General features: G+C 69.2%; 15 protein-coding genes. 4 read left to right on the top strand and 11 right to left on the bottom strand.

Annotated elements, in window-relative coordinates:
* Nucleotides 1-38 precede the first annotated feature (38 nt).
* Nucleotides 39-602, bottom strand: coding sequence for a molybdopterin adenylyltransferase (gene mog / locus QZH52_RS12315; RefSeq protein WP_436411572.1), 564 nt, complete (start codon nucleotides 600-602; stop codon nucleotides 39-41).
* A 26-nt stretch (nucleotides 603-628) separates the two neighbouring features.
* Complete coding sequence (yjgA, locus tag QZH52_RS12310) at nucleotides 629-1285, bottom strand: ribosome biogenesis factor YjgA (RefSeq protein WP_301809078.1); 657 nt, start codon at nucleotides 1283-1285, stop codon at nucleotides 629-631.
* A gap of 58 nt (nucleotides 1286-1343) precedes the next feature.
* Here yjgA and pmbA point away from each other — a divergent pair, with 58 nt between their 5' ends.
* From pmbA to QZH52_RS12290, 4 genes are all read left to right on the top strand, one after another.
* Nucleotides 1344-2714 (top strand): metalloprotease PmbA, encoded by a 1371-nt coding sequence (pmbA, locus tag QZH52_RS12305; RefSeq protein ID WP_301809076.1) that lies wholly within the window; start codon nucleotides 1344-1346, stop codon nucleotides 2712-2714.
* A 45-nt stretch (nucleotides 2715-2759) separates the two neighbouring features.
* A complete protein-coding gene (locus tag QZH52_RS12300) occupies nucleotides 2760-3017 on the top strand; it encodes a type II toxin-antitoxin system Phd/YefM family antitoxin (protein ID WP_301809073.1) in 258 nt (85 codons plus the stop codon).
* Nucleotides 3018-3023: 6 nt separating this feature from the next.
* Complete coding sequence (locus tag QZH52_RS12295; protein WP_301809071.1) at nucleotides 3024-3425, top strand: type II toxin-antitoxin system VapC family toxin; 402 nt, start codon at nucleotides 3024-3026, stop codon at nucleotides 3423-3425.
* 175 nt (nucleotides 3426-3600) lie between these two features.
* Nucleotides 3601-4803, top strand: coding sequence for an ammonium transporter (locus tag QZH52_RS12290; RefSeq protein ID WP_286526132.1), 1203 nt, complete (start codon nucleotides 3601-3603; stop codon nucleotides 4801-4803).
* Between the two features lie 20 nt (nucleotides 4804-4823).
* On the opposite strand, the gene QZH52_RS12285 is transcribed toward QZH52_RS12290, so the two are convergent.
* From QZH52_RS12285 to nirB, 9 genes are all read right to left on the bottom strand, one after another.
* Entirely contained in the window at nucleotides 4824-5276 is a 453-nt protein-coding gene (locus tag QZH52_RS12285; RefSeq protein ID WP_301809069.1) for an NUDIX domain-containing protein, read from the bottom strand.
* Nucleotides 5277-5278: 2 nt separating this feature from the next.
* Complete coding sequence (locus QZH52_RS12280) at nucleotides 5279-5728, bottom strand: GatB/YqeY domain-containing protein (protein WP_286532205.1); 450 nt, start codon at nucleotides 5726-5728, stop codon at nucleotides 5279-5281.
* Between the two features lie 109 nt (nucleotides 5729-5837).
* On the bottom strand, nucleotides 5838-6050 hold the full coding sequence (gene rpsU / locus QZH52_RS12275) for a 30S ribosomal protein S21 (protein WP_007833691.1): 213 nt from the start codon (nucleotides 6048-6050) through the stop codon (nucleotides 5838-5840).
* 98 nt (nucleotides 6051-6148) lie between these two features.
* On the bottom strand, nucleotides 6149-7387 hold the full coding sequence (locus tag QZH52_RS12270; RefSeq protein WP_301808771.1) for a BaiN/RdsA family NAD(P)/FAD-dependent oxidoreductase: 1239 nt from the start codon (nucleotides 7385-7387) through the stop codon (nucleotides 6149-6151).
* A 10-nt stretch (nucleotides 7388-7397) separates the two neighbouring features.
* Nucleotides 7398-8186 carry a uroporphyrinogen-III C-methyltransferase gene (gene cobA / locus QZH52_RS12265; protein ID WP_301808769.1) on the bottom strand — a complete coding sequence of 263 codons (789 nt, stop codon included), beginning with the start codon at nucleotides 8184-8186 and terminating at the stop codon, nucleotides 7398-7400.
* Nucleotides 8183-9124, bottom strand: coding sequence for a DNA-binding protein YbiB (gene ybiB / locus QZH52_RS12260; RefSeq protein WP_301808766.1), 942 nt, complete (start codon nucleotides 9122-9124; stop codon nucleotides 8183-8185). The genes cobA and ybiB overlap by 4 nt, the downstream gene beginning before the upstream one ends.
* A gap of 24 nt (nucleotides 9125-9148) precedes the next feature.
* Nucleotides 9149-11965, bottom strand: a complete 2817-nt coding sequence (locus QZH52_RS12255) for a nitrate reductase (RefSeq protein WP_301808764.1) — start codon at nucleotides 11963-11965, stop codon at nucleotides 9149-9151.
* Between the two features lie 8 nt (nucleotides 11966-11973).
* Entirely contained in the window at nucleotides 11974-12354 is a 381-nt protein-coding gene (nirD, locus tag QZH52_RS12250; RefSeq protein WP_301808761.1) for a nitrite reductase small subunit NirD, read from the bottom strand.
* Between the two features lie 14 nt (nucleotides 12355-12368).
* Nucleotides 12369-14825 carry a nitrite reductase large subunit NirB gene (gene nirB, locus QZH52_RS12245; RefSeq protein WP_301808758.1) on the bottom strand — a complete coding sequence of 819 codons (2457 nt, stop codon included), beginning with the start codon at nucleotides 14823-14825 and terminating at the stop codon, nucleotides 12369-12371.
* Nucleotides 14826-14835: the final 10 nt, after the last annotated feature.

The following is a 14835-nucleotide window of genomic DNA, read 5'->3' as shown; positions in this document are numbered from 1 at the left end:
ACAAACTGCGCAGCAGTTTTTGCTCTGTCCTCAACTGACTAGGGCTGGCTGGGACGAATCGCGGACTTCGGCCGAAACGCCTTGCAGACCGCGTCGTCGGTCTCCAGGTAGGGCCCGCCGATCAGGTCGATGCAGTAGGGCACCGCCGCGAAGATGCCCGGCACCGCCTGCGTGCCGTCGGCGTTGCGCAGTCCTTCGAGCGTCTCGGCGATCGCCTTCGGCTGGCCCGGCAGGTTGATGATCAGGCTGCGCTCGCGGATCACCGCGACCTGGCGCGACAGGATCGCGGTCGGCACGAAGTGCAGGCTGACTTGCCGCATCTGCTCGCCAAAGCCCGGCATTTCCTTGTGGGCCACGGCCAGCGTGGCTTCCGGCGTGACGTCGCGCAGGGCCGGGCCGGTGCCGCCGGTGGTCAGCACCAGCGAGCAGCCGGCGTCGACCAGCGCGATCAGTGCCGTGCTGATGCCGGCCTGCTCGTCGGGGATCAGCCGCGATTCGAAGCTGATCGGATTGCGCAGGGCGCGCTGCAGCCAGTCCTTGAGAGCCGGCAGGCCCTTGTCTTCGTAGACGCCGCTGGAAGCGCGGTCGCTGACCGAGACGATGCCGATGCGGACCGGATCGAACGCCGTCATGCGTCGTCCTCGCGCGCCTGCTCGGCCGCCTCGTCGGCGAGGTCGGCCGTGCCATGCACGCGCAGCTGGGCGCGCACGATCTGGAACACCTCGCGGTAGGCCTTGCCCTGCCGCGGCGCCTCGCCCGCCGGGCCGGCCTTGATGTCCTTGCGGGCCTGGCGCACCAGGGCGCGCAGTTGCTGGGCATCGGTGGCCGGGTGGGTCTCGATCCAGCCGCCGAGGGCGTCGTCGTCGGCGATCAGCCGGTCGCGCCAGCGCTCGGCTTCGTGCAGCGCCGCGGTTTCTTCGGCCGGCAGGCGGTCCTGCTCGGCCAGGGCGGCGCGGACCGCGTCGAGCACCTCGGCGTCGAGGCCGCGCATCAGCTTGCCGATGAACTGCATCTGGCGCCGCTTGCCCTCGAAGTTGGTGATGCGCTTGGCGTCGGCAATGGCGTCCTTGAGCTTGTCGCCCAGGTCGAGCGTGTCGAACAGGCCGGCGCGCAGGCCGAGCAGGGCTTCGCCCAGCGCCTGCAGTTCGGCGCTCTCGCGTTTGAGGTCGGTCTTGCTGGCGGCGTCGGTGCCCTTGAGCTCGCGCTTGAGCTCCAGATCGAGTTCGCTGCCTTCGGCCACGAACTCGCCACGGACGAAGTAGCCTTTTTTGGGTTTGCGGGACATAGATGCAATCGTTGGCCGCACCATCGGGAACAGGGGGCGCAAGTATCATAGCCAACACATGACCACATCTTCCTCGCGCGCCGACTCCGGCTTCGCCTACAGCCGTCCTTTCTTCGAAAACCTGGTCGATTCGGCCTTGGCCCATGCCAAGAAGCTCGGAGCGACCGATGCCGGCGCGGAGGCGTCCGAGGGCTGCGGCCTGAGCGTCTCGGTGCGCAAGGGCGAGCTCGAAAACGTCGAGCGCAACCGCGACAAGTCGCTCGGCGTCACGGTCTACGTGGGCCACCGCCGCGGCAATGCCAGCACCTCCGACTTCTCCGAGGCGGCGATCGCCCAGACCGTGCAGGCGGCCTACGACATCGCCCGCTTCACGGCCGAGGACCCGGTCAGCGGCCTGCCCGACGAGGCTGATATCGCCAAGGAGCAGCCGGACCTCGACCTGTTCCACCCCTGGGACGTCACGAGCGAACAGGCCGCCCAGCTGGCGCTGGAGTGCGAGGCCGCGGCCCTGTCGACCGACAAGCGCATCACCAACAGCGAAGGTGCCGGGGTCTCGGCGCAGCAAAGCCATTTCTTCAGCGCCCACACCCGCGGCTTCCGCGGCGGCTATGCCAGCTCGCGCCATTCGATCTCGGTGGCGCCGATCGCCGGCAAGGGCGACGACATGCAGCGCGACGCCTGGTACAGCTCGATGCGCTCGGCCGACGAGCTGGCGAGCCCGGTGGCCGTGGGCCGCTATGCCGCCGAGCGGGCCCTGAGCCGCCTCAAGTCGCGCAAGATCAAGACCACCGAATGCCCGGTGCTGTTCGAGTCGCCGCTGGCGGCCGGACTGCTGGGCGGGCTGGTGCAGGCCACCAGCGGCGGTGCGCTGTATCGCAAAAGCACCTTCCTGCTCGATTCGCTCGGCAAGAAGGTGCTGCCCAAGCACATCGACGTGGTCGAAGACCCGCATCTGCTGCGCGGCAAGGGCAGCTCGCCCTTCGACGACGAGGGCGTCGTGACGCGCAAGCGCAAGGTGGTCGACGCCGGACGGCTCGAAGGCTATTTCCTCAGCACCTACTCGGCGCGCAAGCTGGGCATGAAGACCACCGGCAACGCCGGCGGCTCGCACAACCTCACGCTGACCTCCCGCCTGACGAAGAAGGCCGATGACCTCGATGCCATGCTCGAGAAGCTGGGCACCGGCCTGCTGGTGATCGAGTTGATGGGGCAGGGCGTCAACTACGTGACGGGCGACTATTCGCGCGGCGCCAGCGGCTTCTGGGTCGAGAAGGGCCGGATCGCGTTCCCGGTGCAGGAGATCACGATCGCCGGCAACCTCAAGGACATGCTGATGGGCATCGAGGCGGTGGGCGCGGATGCGTACAACTATGGGGCGAAGACGACGGGTTCCCTGCTGGTCAATCGCATGAAGGTCGCGGGGGCATGAGATTGTCGTTAGACTGGTCATCTGACTAGTCTGAAGGAGGTCGCGATGAAGTCATGGCCAGTTCAAGATGCCAAGGCACGCTTCAGCGAGTTCCTTGACGCCTGCCTCGCGGAGGGGCCTCAGTTGGTGACACGCCGGGGTGCGGAGGCCGCGGTTCTGGTGCCGGCGGCCGAATGGAAGCGGCTTCAGGCGGCCGCCAGGCCGTCCCTGAAAGCGCTGCTGATGTCCGATGCCGCCCGCACGGATAGCCTGGTGCCCCGGAGGGGCGGGGCGCGGCGGCGCCGGGCCGAGCCGCTCGACTGACGCCGAATGTACTTGCTCGACACCAATGTGATTTCGGAACTGCGGCGCCCGCGCCCCCATGGTGCGGTGCTGGCCTGGCTGCAGGCGGTCGACGACAGCGATCTGCATCTGTCCGCAGTCACCCTGGGCGAGATCCAGGCCGGGATCGAACTGACGCGAGAGCAGGATACGGTCAAGGCGGCCGAGATCGAGCACTGGGCCGACCAGGTGGCAGCCACCTACAACAGTCTGCCGATGGATGCCCAGACCTTCAGGATATGGGCCCGGCTGATGCATCGGCGCTCGGACCCCCACTACGAAGACGCGATGATCGCGGCCACCGCCCTGCGCCATGGCCTGAAGGTCGTGACCCGCAACGTCGGCGATTTCGAGTCCTTCGGTGTCGGCCTGGTGAATCCGTTCGCCTGATCGCCGGCCTGGGGCGCCGACCGCCGAAGTCCGTTTCGGTGCGCCATGCAGCGACATGGACCGAAAAGCACCGTCCTGAAGCGTTTTGGCACCATTTTTGCTTTCGATCGGTGCGTCAGCCGGGCCATCCGGCGTCGACGCACCATCTTCAAGCAAATATCAAAGCCAATCTCCAATGGATGCACTCACTCGGGGCACGAACGCGCTCTTTCTTCTCCTTGGCGCCATCATGGTGTTGTCGATGCATGCGGGTTTTGCCTTTCTCGAACTCGGCACCGTTCGCAAGAAGAACCAGGTCAATGCGCTGGTCAAGATCCTGGTCGACTTCTCGGTCTCGACCATCGTCTATTTCCTGGTCGGCTTCGGCGTCGCCTACGGCACGCACTTCTTCGTCGGCGCCGAGCAACTGGCGGCCGGCAGCGGTTTCGAGCTGGTGCGCTTCTTCTTCCTGCTCACCTTCGCCGCGGCGATCCCGGCCATCATCTCGGGCGGCATCGCGGAGCGCGCGAAGTTCTGGCCGCAGCTGATCGCCACGGCCGTCATCGTGGGCCTGGTGTATCCGCTCTACGAGGGCATCGCCTGGAACCGGGCCTTCGGCATCCAGGACTGGCTGGCCCGGGTCACGGGCAACGAGTTCCACGACTTCGCCGGCTCGGTGGTGGTCCATGCGATGGGCGGCTGGCTGGCGCTGCCGGCGGTGCTGCTGCTGGGGGCGCGCCGCAACCGCTACCGGGGCGACGGCTCGCTGAGCGCGCACCCGCCCTCCAACATCCCGTTCCTGGCCCTCGGCGCCTGGGTCCTGTGCGTGGGCTGGTTCGGCTTCAACGTGATGAGCGCCCAGACGATCGACAAGATCTCGGGCCTGGTGGCGGTCAATTCGCTGATGGCGATGGTCGGCGGCACGCTGGTGGCGCTGGCGTTGGGCAGGAACGACCCCGGCTTCGTCTACAACGGGCCGCTGGCGGGCCTGGTGGCGGTCTGCGCCGGCTCCGACCTGATGCACCCGATCGGCGCGCTGGTGGTGGGAGGCGTGGCCGGCGCGATCTTCGTGAAGATGTTCACCCTGACGCAGAACAAGTGGAAGATCGACGACGTGCTCGGCGTCTGGCCGCTGCACGGCCTCTGCGGAACCTGGGGCGGCATCGCGGCCGGGATCTTCGGCAGCCGGGCGCTCGGCGGCATCGGCGGGGTGAACCTCTGGGCCCAGCTGGTCGGGGTAGCGATCGGGGTCGCCTGGGCGCTGGTCGCCGGCGCAGCGGTCTACGGCGTGCTGCAGGCCACGCTGGGGCTGCGGCTGTCGCAGGAGGAGGAGTACGACGGCGCCGACCTGTCGATCCACCACATCTCGGCCACCCCGGAGCGCGAAGCCAACTGGTAGAACGGCGCCCGGGCCGGCGCTCAGGCGGCGAGCGCGGCGCGGACTTTTTCGATCACCCGGACGTAGGGCGCGGCGAAGTTCTCCAGCGACGCGTCCGGCGTCAGCCAGCTGAAGCTGAACACCAACCCGTCTTCTTCCGGACTTCCCATGGCGACATGGTCGAAGGTTTCGGGCAGCGGGTGTTCGATGCGCATCAGGAACAGGTGCCACAACTGCGGATGGCGGTGCTTGTTGCCTTCGACGCCGGCCTCGCAGTAGCGGTCGATGGTGCCCAGCGGCTCCAGCGGCCCCGCGTAGTCGACCCCCGACTCTTCCAGCAGTTCGCGCCGCACCGCGTCCTCGGGCGCTTCGCCGGGCTCGATCGTGCCCTTGGGCAGCTGCATGCCGCGGTCCTCGGGATGGTGGAACACCAGCAGCCGGCCCCGGGCGTCGACCAGGCAGGCGCAGGCCTTGAGGACCGGGCGCGACTTCATGCTCAGGCGCTGGCCAGTGCCGCCTTGACGGCGGCGCTGACCTGGCCCATGTCGGCCTTGCCGGCCAGCCTGGCCTTGACCGCGCCCATCACCTTGCCCATGTCGCCCGGGCCCTTGGCGCCGAGTTCGGCGACGATCGCCCGGACCTCGACCGCCACCTCGTCGGCGCTCATGCGCTGCGGCAGGTAGACCTCGAGCACCTTGATCTCGGCCGCTTCCTTGTCGGCCAGGTCGGTGCGGCCGCCCTGGGTGAAGGCGGCGACCGAGTCCTTGCGCTGCTTGACCAGCTTGTCGACGATCGCGACCACCATCGCGTCATCGAGTTCGATGCGCTCGTCGACTTCCTTCTGCTTGAGGGCGGCGAGCAGCAGGCGGATGGTGCCCAGGCGCTCGGCGTCCTTGGCGCGCATCGCGGTCTTCATGTCTTCGGTGATCTGGTTCTTGAGGCTCATGGCTGGCTTTCTTTGATGGAGCGACAAACAAAAGCCGCGGCAGGGTGTCCCTGGCGCGGCTCGATCCGGATTGAACCGGGCGGTGGCCTGTGGCCAACGCTGCGGGTGCTTAGTACAGCTTCTTGGGGAGCTGCATGCTGCGCACGCGCTTGTAGTGGCGCTTGACGGCCGCGGCCTTCTTGCGCTTGCGCTCGGCGGTCGGCTTTTCGTAGAACTCGCGGGCACGCAGGTCGGTCAGCAGGCCGAGCTTTTCGATGGTGCGCTTGAAGCGGCGCAGTGCGACGTCGAAGGGCTCGTTTTCTTTTACGCGGATGGTGGTCATTTAGGAATCGGTTGGTTCATTTGGCCTGGGGAGATCGAGGCCCCGGGCCGGGGTTCCTCAACTGAAAAATGGGGTGGGCCGTTGAGGGGAGGCCGAAGTTAGCCCGACATTATAGCGTCAGCTTTGGGTTGCGCCACCAGCGCCTGGGCGCAGGCGTGCGCACTGGCCCAGGCCCACTGGAAGTTGTAGCCGCCGAGCCAGCCCGTGACATCGACCACCTCGCCGATGAAATAGAGTCCCGGCTGCTTCGATTCGAGGGTCTGGGAGGACAGGTCGCGGGTGTCGACGCCGCCGGCCGTGACCTCGGCCTTCTTGTAGCCCTCGGTGCCGCTGGGCGTGATCTGCCAGCGCGCGATGCGCTCGGCCAGCGCCGCCAGCGCCCGGTCGGCGGCCTCGTTGATCGGGCGCTGCAGGGCGGCGTCCTGGCCGACCCAGGCGTCGGCCAGCCGGGACGGCACCCAGGCCGCCAGCTCGTTGCCGATCCGCTTGCGGGAGCGCTGCTTGGCCTCGGACAGCGCCGCCGCGACGTCGGTGCCGGGCGCGAAGTCGAGGGTCAGGGGCGCGCCGGGCTTCCAGTAGCTCGAGATCTGCAGCACCGCAGGACCCGACAGGCCGCGGTGGGTGAACAGCAGGTCTTCATGGAACGCCATGCGCTCCTTCTTGCTGCCGGTCTCGATCTGCACCGGCAGCGCCAGCCCGGCCAGCCCCGCATACGGTTCCCAGGCCTCGCCGCCGAAGGTCAGCGGCACCAGCGCCGGCCGCGGCGTGATGACGCGCAGGCCGAACTGGGTGGCGATCCGGTAGCCGAAGTCGCTGGCGCCGATCTGCGGGATCGAGAGGCCCCCGGTCGCGACCACCAGGCGGGGCGTGCGCACGGCGCCGCGGCCGGTCTGGATCGCATAGCCGCCGTCGTCCGACCACGAGACGGCGCCGACGCTGCAGGGTTGCCAGTGGGTCACGCCGCCGGCCGCGCATTCGGCCAGCAGCATGTCGATGATCTGCTGCGACGGGCCGTCGCAGAACAGCTGGCCCTTGTGCTTCTCGTGGAAGGCGATGCCGTGGCGCTGGACCAGCGCGATGAACTGCTGCGGCGTGTAGCGCGACAGCGCGGAGCGGCAGAAGTTCGGGTTGTCGCCGATGAAGTGGCGCTGGGGTGCGCGGACGTCGAGGTCGCGGTTGGTGAAGTTGGCGCGGCCGCCGCCCGAGATGCGGATCTTCTCGGCGATGCGCTCGCCATGGTCGAGCAGCAGCACCTTCAGGCCGCGCTGGCCCGCCACGCCGGCACAGAAGAGGCCGGCGGCGCCTGCGCCGATGACGACGACGTCGAAGCTGTCCAACGGGCCGGTCTCAGGTGCCGAAGCGGGCCGACGGGACGCCGGCCGCCGCCAGGCCGCGCAGCACGTCGCCGACCACGATCACCGACGGGCTGGCCATGGCCGCGCCCGCGATGTCGGCGCGCAGCCGCGCCAGGGTGGTCGCGATGTGGCGCTGCTGCGGCAGGCTGGCGTGCTGGATCACGGCGACCGGGGTGTCGCCGGGCAGTCCGTGCAGCAGCTCGTCCTGGATGTGGGCGACGCCGGCGACGCCCATGTAGATCACCAGCGTGAGGCGGGCGTCGCGGGCGGTGGCCGCCAGCTGGCGCCAGTCGGTCGGGTGTTCGCCGGCGGCGTAGCCGGTCTTGGCATGACCGGTGACGAACACCACGCCCTGGGCATGGTCGCGGTGGGTCAGGGGCACGCCCAGCGCCGTGACTGCGGCCAGGCCGGCCGTGATGCCGTTGACGACCCGGACCTCGATGCCGTGCTCGCGCAGGTGCTCGACCTCCTCGCCGCCGCGGCCGAAGATGAAGGGATCGCCGCCTTTCAGGCGGACCACGGTCTCGCCTTCCTGCACCGCGGTGATCATCAGCCGCTCGATGAAGGCTTGCGGCGTGCTGCGGCAGCCGCCGCGCTTGCCGACGTGGACGATGCGGGCGCCGGGGCGGGCATAGGCCAGGATCTCGTCGTTGACCAGGTCGTCGACCAGCAGCACGGTCGCGGCCTGGATCGCCTTGACCGCCTTGAGGGTCAGCAGCTCGGGGTCGCCGGGACCGGCGCCCACCAGGGTGCAGCTGCCTTGGAGGGAAAGATGGCTCATGGGATCTCCGCGGTGTGGGCTGCGCGTGTCTCTTGCGCGCGCTGCGCCAATTGAAGGATGTGCGCCACCTGCTGCGCCAGCGCGTCGGGCACCGGCAGCTCGCCAGCCAGCACGCGCCGGGTGTAGGTGGCCGTGGTCTCGACGTCGATCTCGCTCGGCAGGCCGGGCACCTCGGCCTGGGTGCCGGGCTGCTGCGCCTGCAGCGCGATGCGCTGCCCGCGCACGAAGCCGTCGACCTGTGCGGTGCGGCGCGGGTCGGCTGCGCTTTCGCCCTCGAGGCCGCGCGACAGCAGCGCGGTCATGCCGGTGAGCTCGAAGGTGGCGGCCATCGAGCGCGCGTATTCGGGATGGGTGTAGCTGCCGATCACCACGCAGTCGCCGAGGGCGGGCTGCATCAGCTTGACCACGCTGTGGCCCGGGTTGCGCAGGCCGACCACGCGGCGCACGTCGAGCAGGCGCTTGAGCCCGGGGCTCAGCAGCGCGGTCGGCGCGAACACCGCCTCGCCGCCGGCGATCGGGCGGATCGCCGCCAGCGCCGGCACCTCGAGCGCGGCCAGCACGCTGGACGCCAGCACCCGGGTCGATTCGGTGGCCGCGCCGTGCACCAGCACCGGCAGCCCCTCGCGCGCCAGCAGCAGCGCCAGCAGCGGCGTCAGCACCGGCAGCCGGCGGGCGCCGTTGTAGCTCGGCAGCACGACCAGCGGCCGCTCGCCGGCCGGGAAGCGCGCCAGCCGGGCATGGGTGGCATCGAGGAAGCCGGCAAGTTCCTCGGGCGTCTCGCCCTTGATCCGCATCGCCAGGCAGAAGGCGCCCATCTCGAGGTCGGTGATGCTGCCGTCGAGCACCTGGCCGAACAGGTCCGCGGCCTGCTCGCGGGCGAGCGGCTTCGCGCCGCGTGCGCCGCGGCCGATTTCCTTGATGTAGTGGCTGATTCCCATGGGTGCCGGATTGTCCCGCATGCTTTATGCCGGTTGGGCAGTGGGCTTATGCCCCGCGACGCCGGCACGCACCATGCGCTTGAGTTCGGGCAGGCAGGAGCCGCAGTTGGTGCCGCACTTGAGCGCGCCCTGCAGTGCGGCCAGGCCTTCGGTCTCGTCGCCCGGGCCGCTCGCCAGCTGCGCCTCGATAGCGGTCTGCGTGACGCCGAAGCAGCTGCACACGACCTTGCCGCGCGCGGCCACGCCGGCCGGTGCCGTGGCGCCGGGGCGCAGCAGCTGGCGGCCGTAGGCCTGGGCCGGCAGGCGGTCCTGCAGCAGGGCCTTGATCCAGGCTTCGGCGCGGGTGTCGCCGCCGAGCAGGAAGCCTTCGAGCCGGGCGTCGGCGCCGTCGCGTGCCAGCCGCACGGCGCGCCGCTGGCCGCGCCGGGCATCGGCGTAGCGCAGCGTGTCGGCGCCGCCCAGCGCCAGCAGGTCCTCGATCTGCGCCAGCACGGCGTCGGGCGGAGCCTCGTAGCCGGCGGCACGGAAGAGGATGCCGGTGCGCTCGGGCGCGCCGCCTTCGAGCGCGCCGCCGGTGCCGAAGGGAACGCAGCTGGCGAAGGGAAAGCTCTGCATCAGCGCGCGCAGCGCGCCGGCGGTGTCCAGCGCCGCATCCTGGGGCAGCCAGGCGGCAGCGAGCAGCGACCAGGGCAGCTCGGCCTTGAGGATCTTGACTGCCGCGTGCTTGAGTTCCGGCTGCTTCGAGTCGGGGCAGTAGCTTGGCGTGGTGAGTGCGTTGACGCCAGCCAGCCGTTCGCCCGTGCTCGAGCTGCCGCTCAGGTACTCGCCGCCCCAGTGCATCGCGATGAAGGCCTGGGACAGGCCGACTTCCGTGCTGGCGGCGAGCGGCAGCACGATCGAGCCGCGGCGCGACGTCACATGCACGAGGTCGCCTTCGGCCAGTTGGCGGCGCGCCATGTCCTGCGGGTGCATCTGCACGCTCGGCTCGGCCACGTGGCCGAACAGCCGGCCCAGCGTGCCGGTGCGGCTCATGCCGTGCCACTGGTCGCGCAGCCGGCCGGTGTTGAGCGAGAACGGATAGCGCGCCTCGCGGGCCTCGGCCACCGGCTTGTAGGGCGTGTCGACGAAGCGGGCCCGGCCATCGGGGGTCGGGAACACGCCATCTTCGTAGAGCCGTGCACGGCCGGACGCTTCGCCCTCGCGCAGCGGCCATTGCTGCGGCGCTGCCTCGAGCATCGCGTAGCTCATGCCGGTAATGTCGAGGTCGCGTCCGCGGGTGCTCTCGCGGTGCTCGTTCCAGACCGATTCGGCGTTGGCGTAGGGAAAGAGGGTGGCCGGCAGGTGGCCGCGCGCGAGGCGCGCTTCGAGCCGGCGCGCGAAGTCCACGCCGATCGCCCAGTCGCTGCGCGCCTGCCCCGGCGCCGCCACCGCCGGGCGCACGCGCGAGATCCGGCGCTCGCTGTTGGTGACCGTGCCTTCCTTCTCGCCCCAGGTGGTGGCCGGCAGCAGGAGGTCGGCGTAGTCGCAGGTCGCGGTGGTCGAGAAGGCCTCCTGCACCACCACGAACTCGCAGCGCTGGAGCGCACGGCGCACCGTCGACTGGTCGGGCATCGACTGCGCCGGGTTGGTGCAAGCGATCCAGAGGGCCCGGATCTCGCCGTCGGCCGCCGCCTGGAACATCTCGACCGCGGTCTTGCCGGCCTTCGCCGGCACCTCCGGCACGCCCCACAGGGCTGCGACTTCGGCCCGGTGCGCGGGGTTGGCGAGATCGCGGTGGGCCGACAGCAGGTTGGCCAGGCCACCGACCTCGCGGCCGCCCATCGCGTTCGGCTGCCCGGTCAGCGAGAACGGACCGGCCCCGGGCTTGCCGATCTGCGCGGTGGCCAGGTGCAGGTTGATGAGCGCCGCGTTCTTGGCGGTGCCCGAGGACGACTGGTTGAGGCCCTGGCAGTAGAGGCTCAAGGTCGCTGCCGAGGTCGCGAACAGCCGCGCGGCCTGCAGCAGGTCGTCCTTGGCGATGCCGCAGATCTGCGCCACGCGGTCGGGCGTGCAGTCGCGCACGGTGGCCTTGAGCGCATCGAAGCCCGTGGTGTGCGCGGCGATGTAGCGGGCATCGGTCCAGCCTTCCCAGAGCATCAGGTGCAGCATGCCGTTGAACAGCATCACGTCGGTGCCGGGCTGGATCGGCAGGAACAGGTCGGCGATCTCCGCCGTGTCGGTGCGGCGCGGATCGGCCACGATGATCTTCAGCGCCGGGTTGGCGGCCTTGGCGTCCTCGATGCGGCGAAACAGGATCGGATGCGCCCAGGCCGCGTTGCTGCCGACGATGAACAGGCAGTCGGCGGACTTGAGGTCGTCATAGCAGGCCGGCGGCGCGTCGGCGCCGAGCGTCTGCTTGTAGCCGGCCACCGCGCTGCTCATGCACAGGCGCGAGTTGGTGTCGATGTTGTTGGTGCCGATCAGGCCCTTGGCGAGTTTGTTGAAGACGTAGTAGTCCTCGGTCAGCAACTGGCCCGAGACATAGAAGCCCACGGCATCCGGGCCGTGGTCGCGGATCACCTGGGCGAACTTCCGGACCGCGAGGTCGAGCGCGCCGTCCCAGCCGATCGGCTCGGGCGCCGAGCCTCGCGTGGCGCGCTGCATGGGCCGCAGCAGGCGCGTCTGCATCGTGACCGCGGCGCTGGCCGTGAGGTGCAGGGTCGAGCCCTTGGTGCACAGGCGGCCGAAGTTGGCGGGATGCTCGGGGTCGCCGCGCACGCCGGTGATCTGCGCGCCATCGGATTCGATGATCACGCCGCAACCGACGCCACAGTACGGGCAGGTGGAGCGTGTCTGGTTCATGGCGTTTCTCAAGCTGCGACCGGGCGCTTCGGGCCGGCGACCGGGCGTTCGAGCCCGGTGGCATGGCCGGCCAGTTCCGCGCTGTCCAGGTGCACCACGCCGTCCGCCACCTTGACCGCGAAGCGCGGCGTGCAGCCTTCGTCGGGCGACTTCGCGCAGCCGTCGTCGAGCCCGATCGCCCAGTTGTGCAGCGGGCAGGCCACGCTGGTGCCGAAGACGATGCCCTGGCTCAGCGGGCCGCCCTTGTGGGGGCAGCGGTCGAGCAGGGCGAAGACCTGGTTCTCGGCATTGCGGAACACCGCGACGTCGATGCCCGCGGGCCGCGCCACGCGCCGTGCGCCCAGCACCGGGATGTCGTCGACGCGGCAGATGGCTGTCCATTGGCTCATGACCGTGCTCCTTGTCAAACGGTCTGCGGCAGCGCGCCGACCACCGCCACCGGCGTGAACTGCCGGACATCGACCGACGCCTGGCTCGACTCGAACCACGGATCGGGTTCGCCGTCGAGCGCGAACTGCAGCCGTTCCCAGAGCGCCTTGCGGCCCTCGGCGTCTTCGAGGATCCGCTTCTTCACGTGGTCGAGGCCGACCCGTCCGATGTAGTGCACGGTGCGCTCCAGGTACCAGCCTTCCTCGCGGTACAGCTGCAGGAAGGCGCCGGCGTAGGCCATCACTTCCTCGGCGCTCTTCACCTTGACCAGGAAGTGCGCCACCTCGGTCTTGATGCCGCCGTTGCCGCCGACATAGATCTCCCAGCCCGAGTCGACGCCGATCACGCCGACGTCCTTGATGCCCGATTCGGCGCAGTTGCGCGGGCAGCCCGACACCGCCAGCTTGACCTTGTGCGGCGAGTACATCGCCCACAGCGCGCGTTCCAGGTCCTTGCCCAGCTGGGTCGAGTCCTGGGTGCCGAAGCGGCACCACTCGCTGCCGACGCAGGTCTTCACCGTGCGCAGTGACTTGGCGTAGGCAAAGCCCGAGGGCATGCCGATGTCCTTCCAGACGTTCTCCAGGTCTTCCTTCTTCACGCCCAGCAGGTCGATGCGCTGCCCGCCCGTGACCTTGACCGTCGGGATCTTGTATTTGTCGGCGGCATCCGCGATGCGGCGCAGCTCGTCGGGCGTGGTGTGGCCGCCCCACATGCGCGGGATCACTGAGTAGGTGCCGTCCTTCTGGATGTTGGCGTGGCTGCGCTCGTTGATGAAGCGGCTCTGCGGATCGTCCTTCGCCTCCTTGGGCCAGGTCGAGATCAGGTAGTAGTTGACGGCCGGGCGGCAGCTGGCGCAGCCGTTGGGCGTGCGCCAGCCGAGGTTGCGGTAGACCTCGTCGTGCGTCAGGTAGTGTTGCTTGCGGATCGCTTCGCGCACGTCTTGGTGGCTGACGTCGGTGCAGGCGCAGACCGCCTTCTTCTTCGGCGTGGCGGAGTAGTCGCCGCCGGCCGTGAACATCAGGATCTGCTCGACCAGCCCGGTGCACGAGCCGCACGAGGCGCTGGCCTTGGTGTGCTTCTTGACCTCTTCCAGCGTGAACAAGCCGCGGTCCTTGATCGCCTTGCAGATCGTTCCCTTGTTGACGCCATTGCAGCCGCAGACTTCGGCATCGTCGGGCATCGAGGCCGCCTTGCTGTGGCCCTCGTGGCCGGTGTCGCCGATGTTCGATTCGCCGAACATCAGCTTGTCGCGGATGTCGTGCACGCTGCGGCCGTCTCGCAAGAGCTTGAAGTACCAGCTGCCGTCGACCGTGTCGCCGTAGAGGCAGGCGCCGACCAGCTTGTCGTCCTTGATCACCAGCTTCTTGTAGACGCCGCCGAAGGGGTCGCTCATCACGATCTCTTCCGTGCCTTCACCACCCATGAATTCGCCGGCCGAGAACAGGTCGATGCCGGTGACCTTGAGCTTGGTCGAGGTCAGCGAGCCCAGGTAGCGGCCGATGCCGAACTGCGCCAGGTGGTTGGCCGCCACCTTGGCCTGCTCGAAAAGCGGCGCCACCAGGCCGTAGGCGATGCCCCGATGCGCCGCGCATTCGCCGACCGAGTAGATGCGGGCGTCGGTGACGGTCTGCAGGGTGTCGGTCACCACGATGCCGCGGTTGACGTGCAGCCGGGCCTTCTCCGCCAGCTCGGTGTTGGGCCGGATGCCGACCGCCATCACGACCAGGTCGGCCGCCACCTCGGTGCCGTCCTTGAAGCGGATCGCGGTGACCCGGCCGTCGGGTCCGCCGACCAGCTCCTGCGTCTGCGCGCCCATCATGAACTTCAGTCCCCGGTCTTCCAGCGACTTCTGCAGCAGCTTGCCCGCGACGTCGTCGAGCTGGCGCTCCATCAGCCAGGGCATCACGTGCACCACGGTCACTGTCATGCCGCGCAGCATCAGGCCGTTGGCCGCCTCCAGCCCCAGCAGGCCGCCGCCGATCACGACCGCGTTCTTGTGCGTGCGGGCGGCCTCGATCATGTAGTCGGTGTCGGCGATGTCGCGGTAGGCGATCACGCCTTTCAGGTCCTTGCCGGGCACCGGCAGCATGAAGGGGTTGGAGCCGGTGCACAGCAGCAGCCGGTCGTAGTCGGCCTCGGTGCCGTCGTCGGCGCGCACGATGCGCCTGACCCGATCGATCTCGACCACCTTCTTGCCGGCATGCAGCGTGATGTGGTTGTCGGCGTACCACTCCCAGCTGTTGAGGACGATCTCGTCCACGGTCTGCTCGCCGGCCAGCACCGGCGACAGCAGGATGCGGTTGTAGTTGGGGTGCGGCTCGGCGCCGAACACGGTGATGTCATAGAGCTCGGGCTCGATCTTGAGCAGTTCCTCGAGCGTGCGCACGCCGGCCATGCCGTTGCCGACCATCACGAGTTTCATCTTCTTCATGGGGTGGACC

The organism is Variovorax ginsengisoli, from assembly GCF_030486595.1.
Classification (GTDB): Bacteria; Pseudomonadota; Gammaproteobacteria; order Burkholderiales; family Burkholderiaceae_C; genus Variovorax; species Variovorax ginsengisoli_B.
Note: the sequence above shows the minus strand (reverse complement) of the source record. Positions and strands in the feature narration are given on the sequence as shown.

Coding starts and splice junctions, on each gene's coding strand:
- QZH52_RS12290 (WP_286526132.1), top strand. CDS start 3,601: ATGGATGCACTCACTCGGGGCACGAACGCGCTCTTTCTTCTCCTTGGC.
- QZH52_RS12280 (WP_286532205.1), bottom strand. CDS start 5,728: ATGAGCCTCAAGAACCAGATCACCGAAGACATGAAGACCGCGATGCGC.
- nirB (WP_301808758.1), bottom strand. CDS start 14,825: ATGAAGAAGATGAAACTCGTGATGGTCGGCAACGGCATGGCCGGCGTG.
- ybiB (WP_301808766.1), bottom strand. CDS start 9,124: ATGGGAATCAGCCACTACATCAAGGAAATCGGCCGCGGCGCACGCGGC.
- QZH52_RS12255 (WP_301808764.1), bottom strand. CDS start 11,965: ATGAACCAGACACGCTCCACCTGCCCGTACTGTGGCGTCGGTTGCGGC.
- QZH52_RS12295 (WP_301809071.1), top strand. CDS start 3,024: ATGTACTTGCTCGACACCAATGTGATTTCGGAACTGCGGCGCCCGCGC.
- yjgA (WP_301809078.1), bottom strand. CDS start 1,285: ATGTCCCGCAAACCCAAAAAAGGCTACTTCGTCCGTGGCGAGTTCGTG.
- pmbA (WP_301809076.1), top strand. CDS start 1,344: ATGACCACATCTTCCTCGCGCGCCGACTCCGGCTTCGCCTACAGCCGT.
- rpsU (WP_007833691.1), bottom strand. CDS start 6,050: ATGACCACCATCCGCGTAAAAGAAAACGAGCCCTTCGACGTCGCACTG.
- nirD (WP_301808761.1), bottom strand. CDS start 12,354: ATGAGCCAATGGACAGCCATCTGCCGCGTCGACGACATCCCGGTGCTG.
- cobA (WP_301808769.1), bottom strand. CDS start 8,186: ATGAGCCATCTTTCCCTCCAAGGCAGCTGCACCCTGGTGGGCGCCGGT.
- QZH52_RS12300 (WP_301809073.1), top strand. CDS start 2,760: ATGAAGTCATGGCCAGTTCAAGATGCCAAGGCACGCTTCAGCGAGTTC.
- QZH52_RS12285 (WP_301809069.1), bottom strand. CDS start 5,276: ATGAAGTCGCGCCCGGTCCTCAAGGCCTGCGCCTGCCTGGTCGACGCC.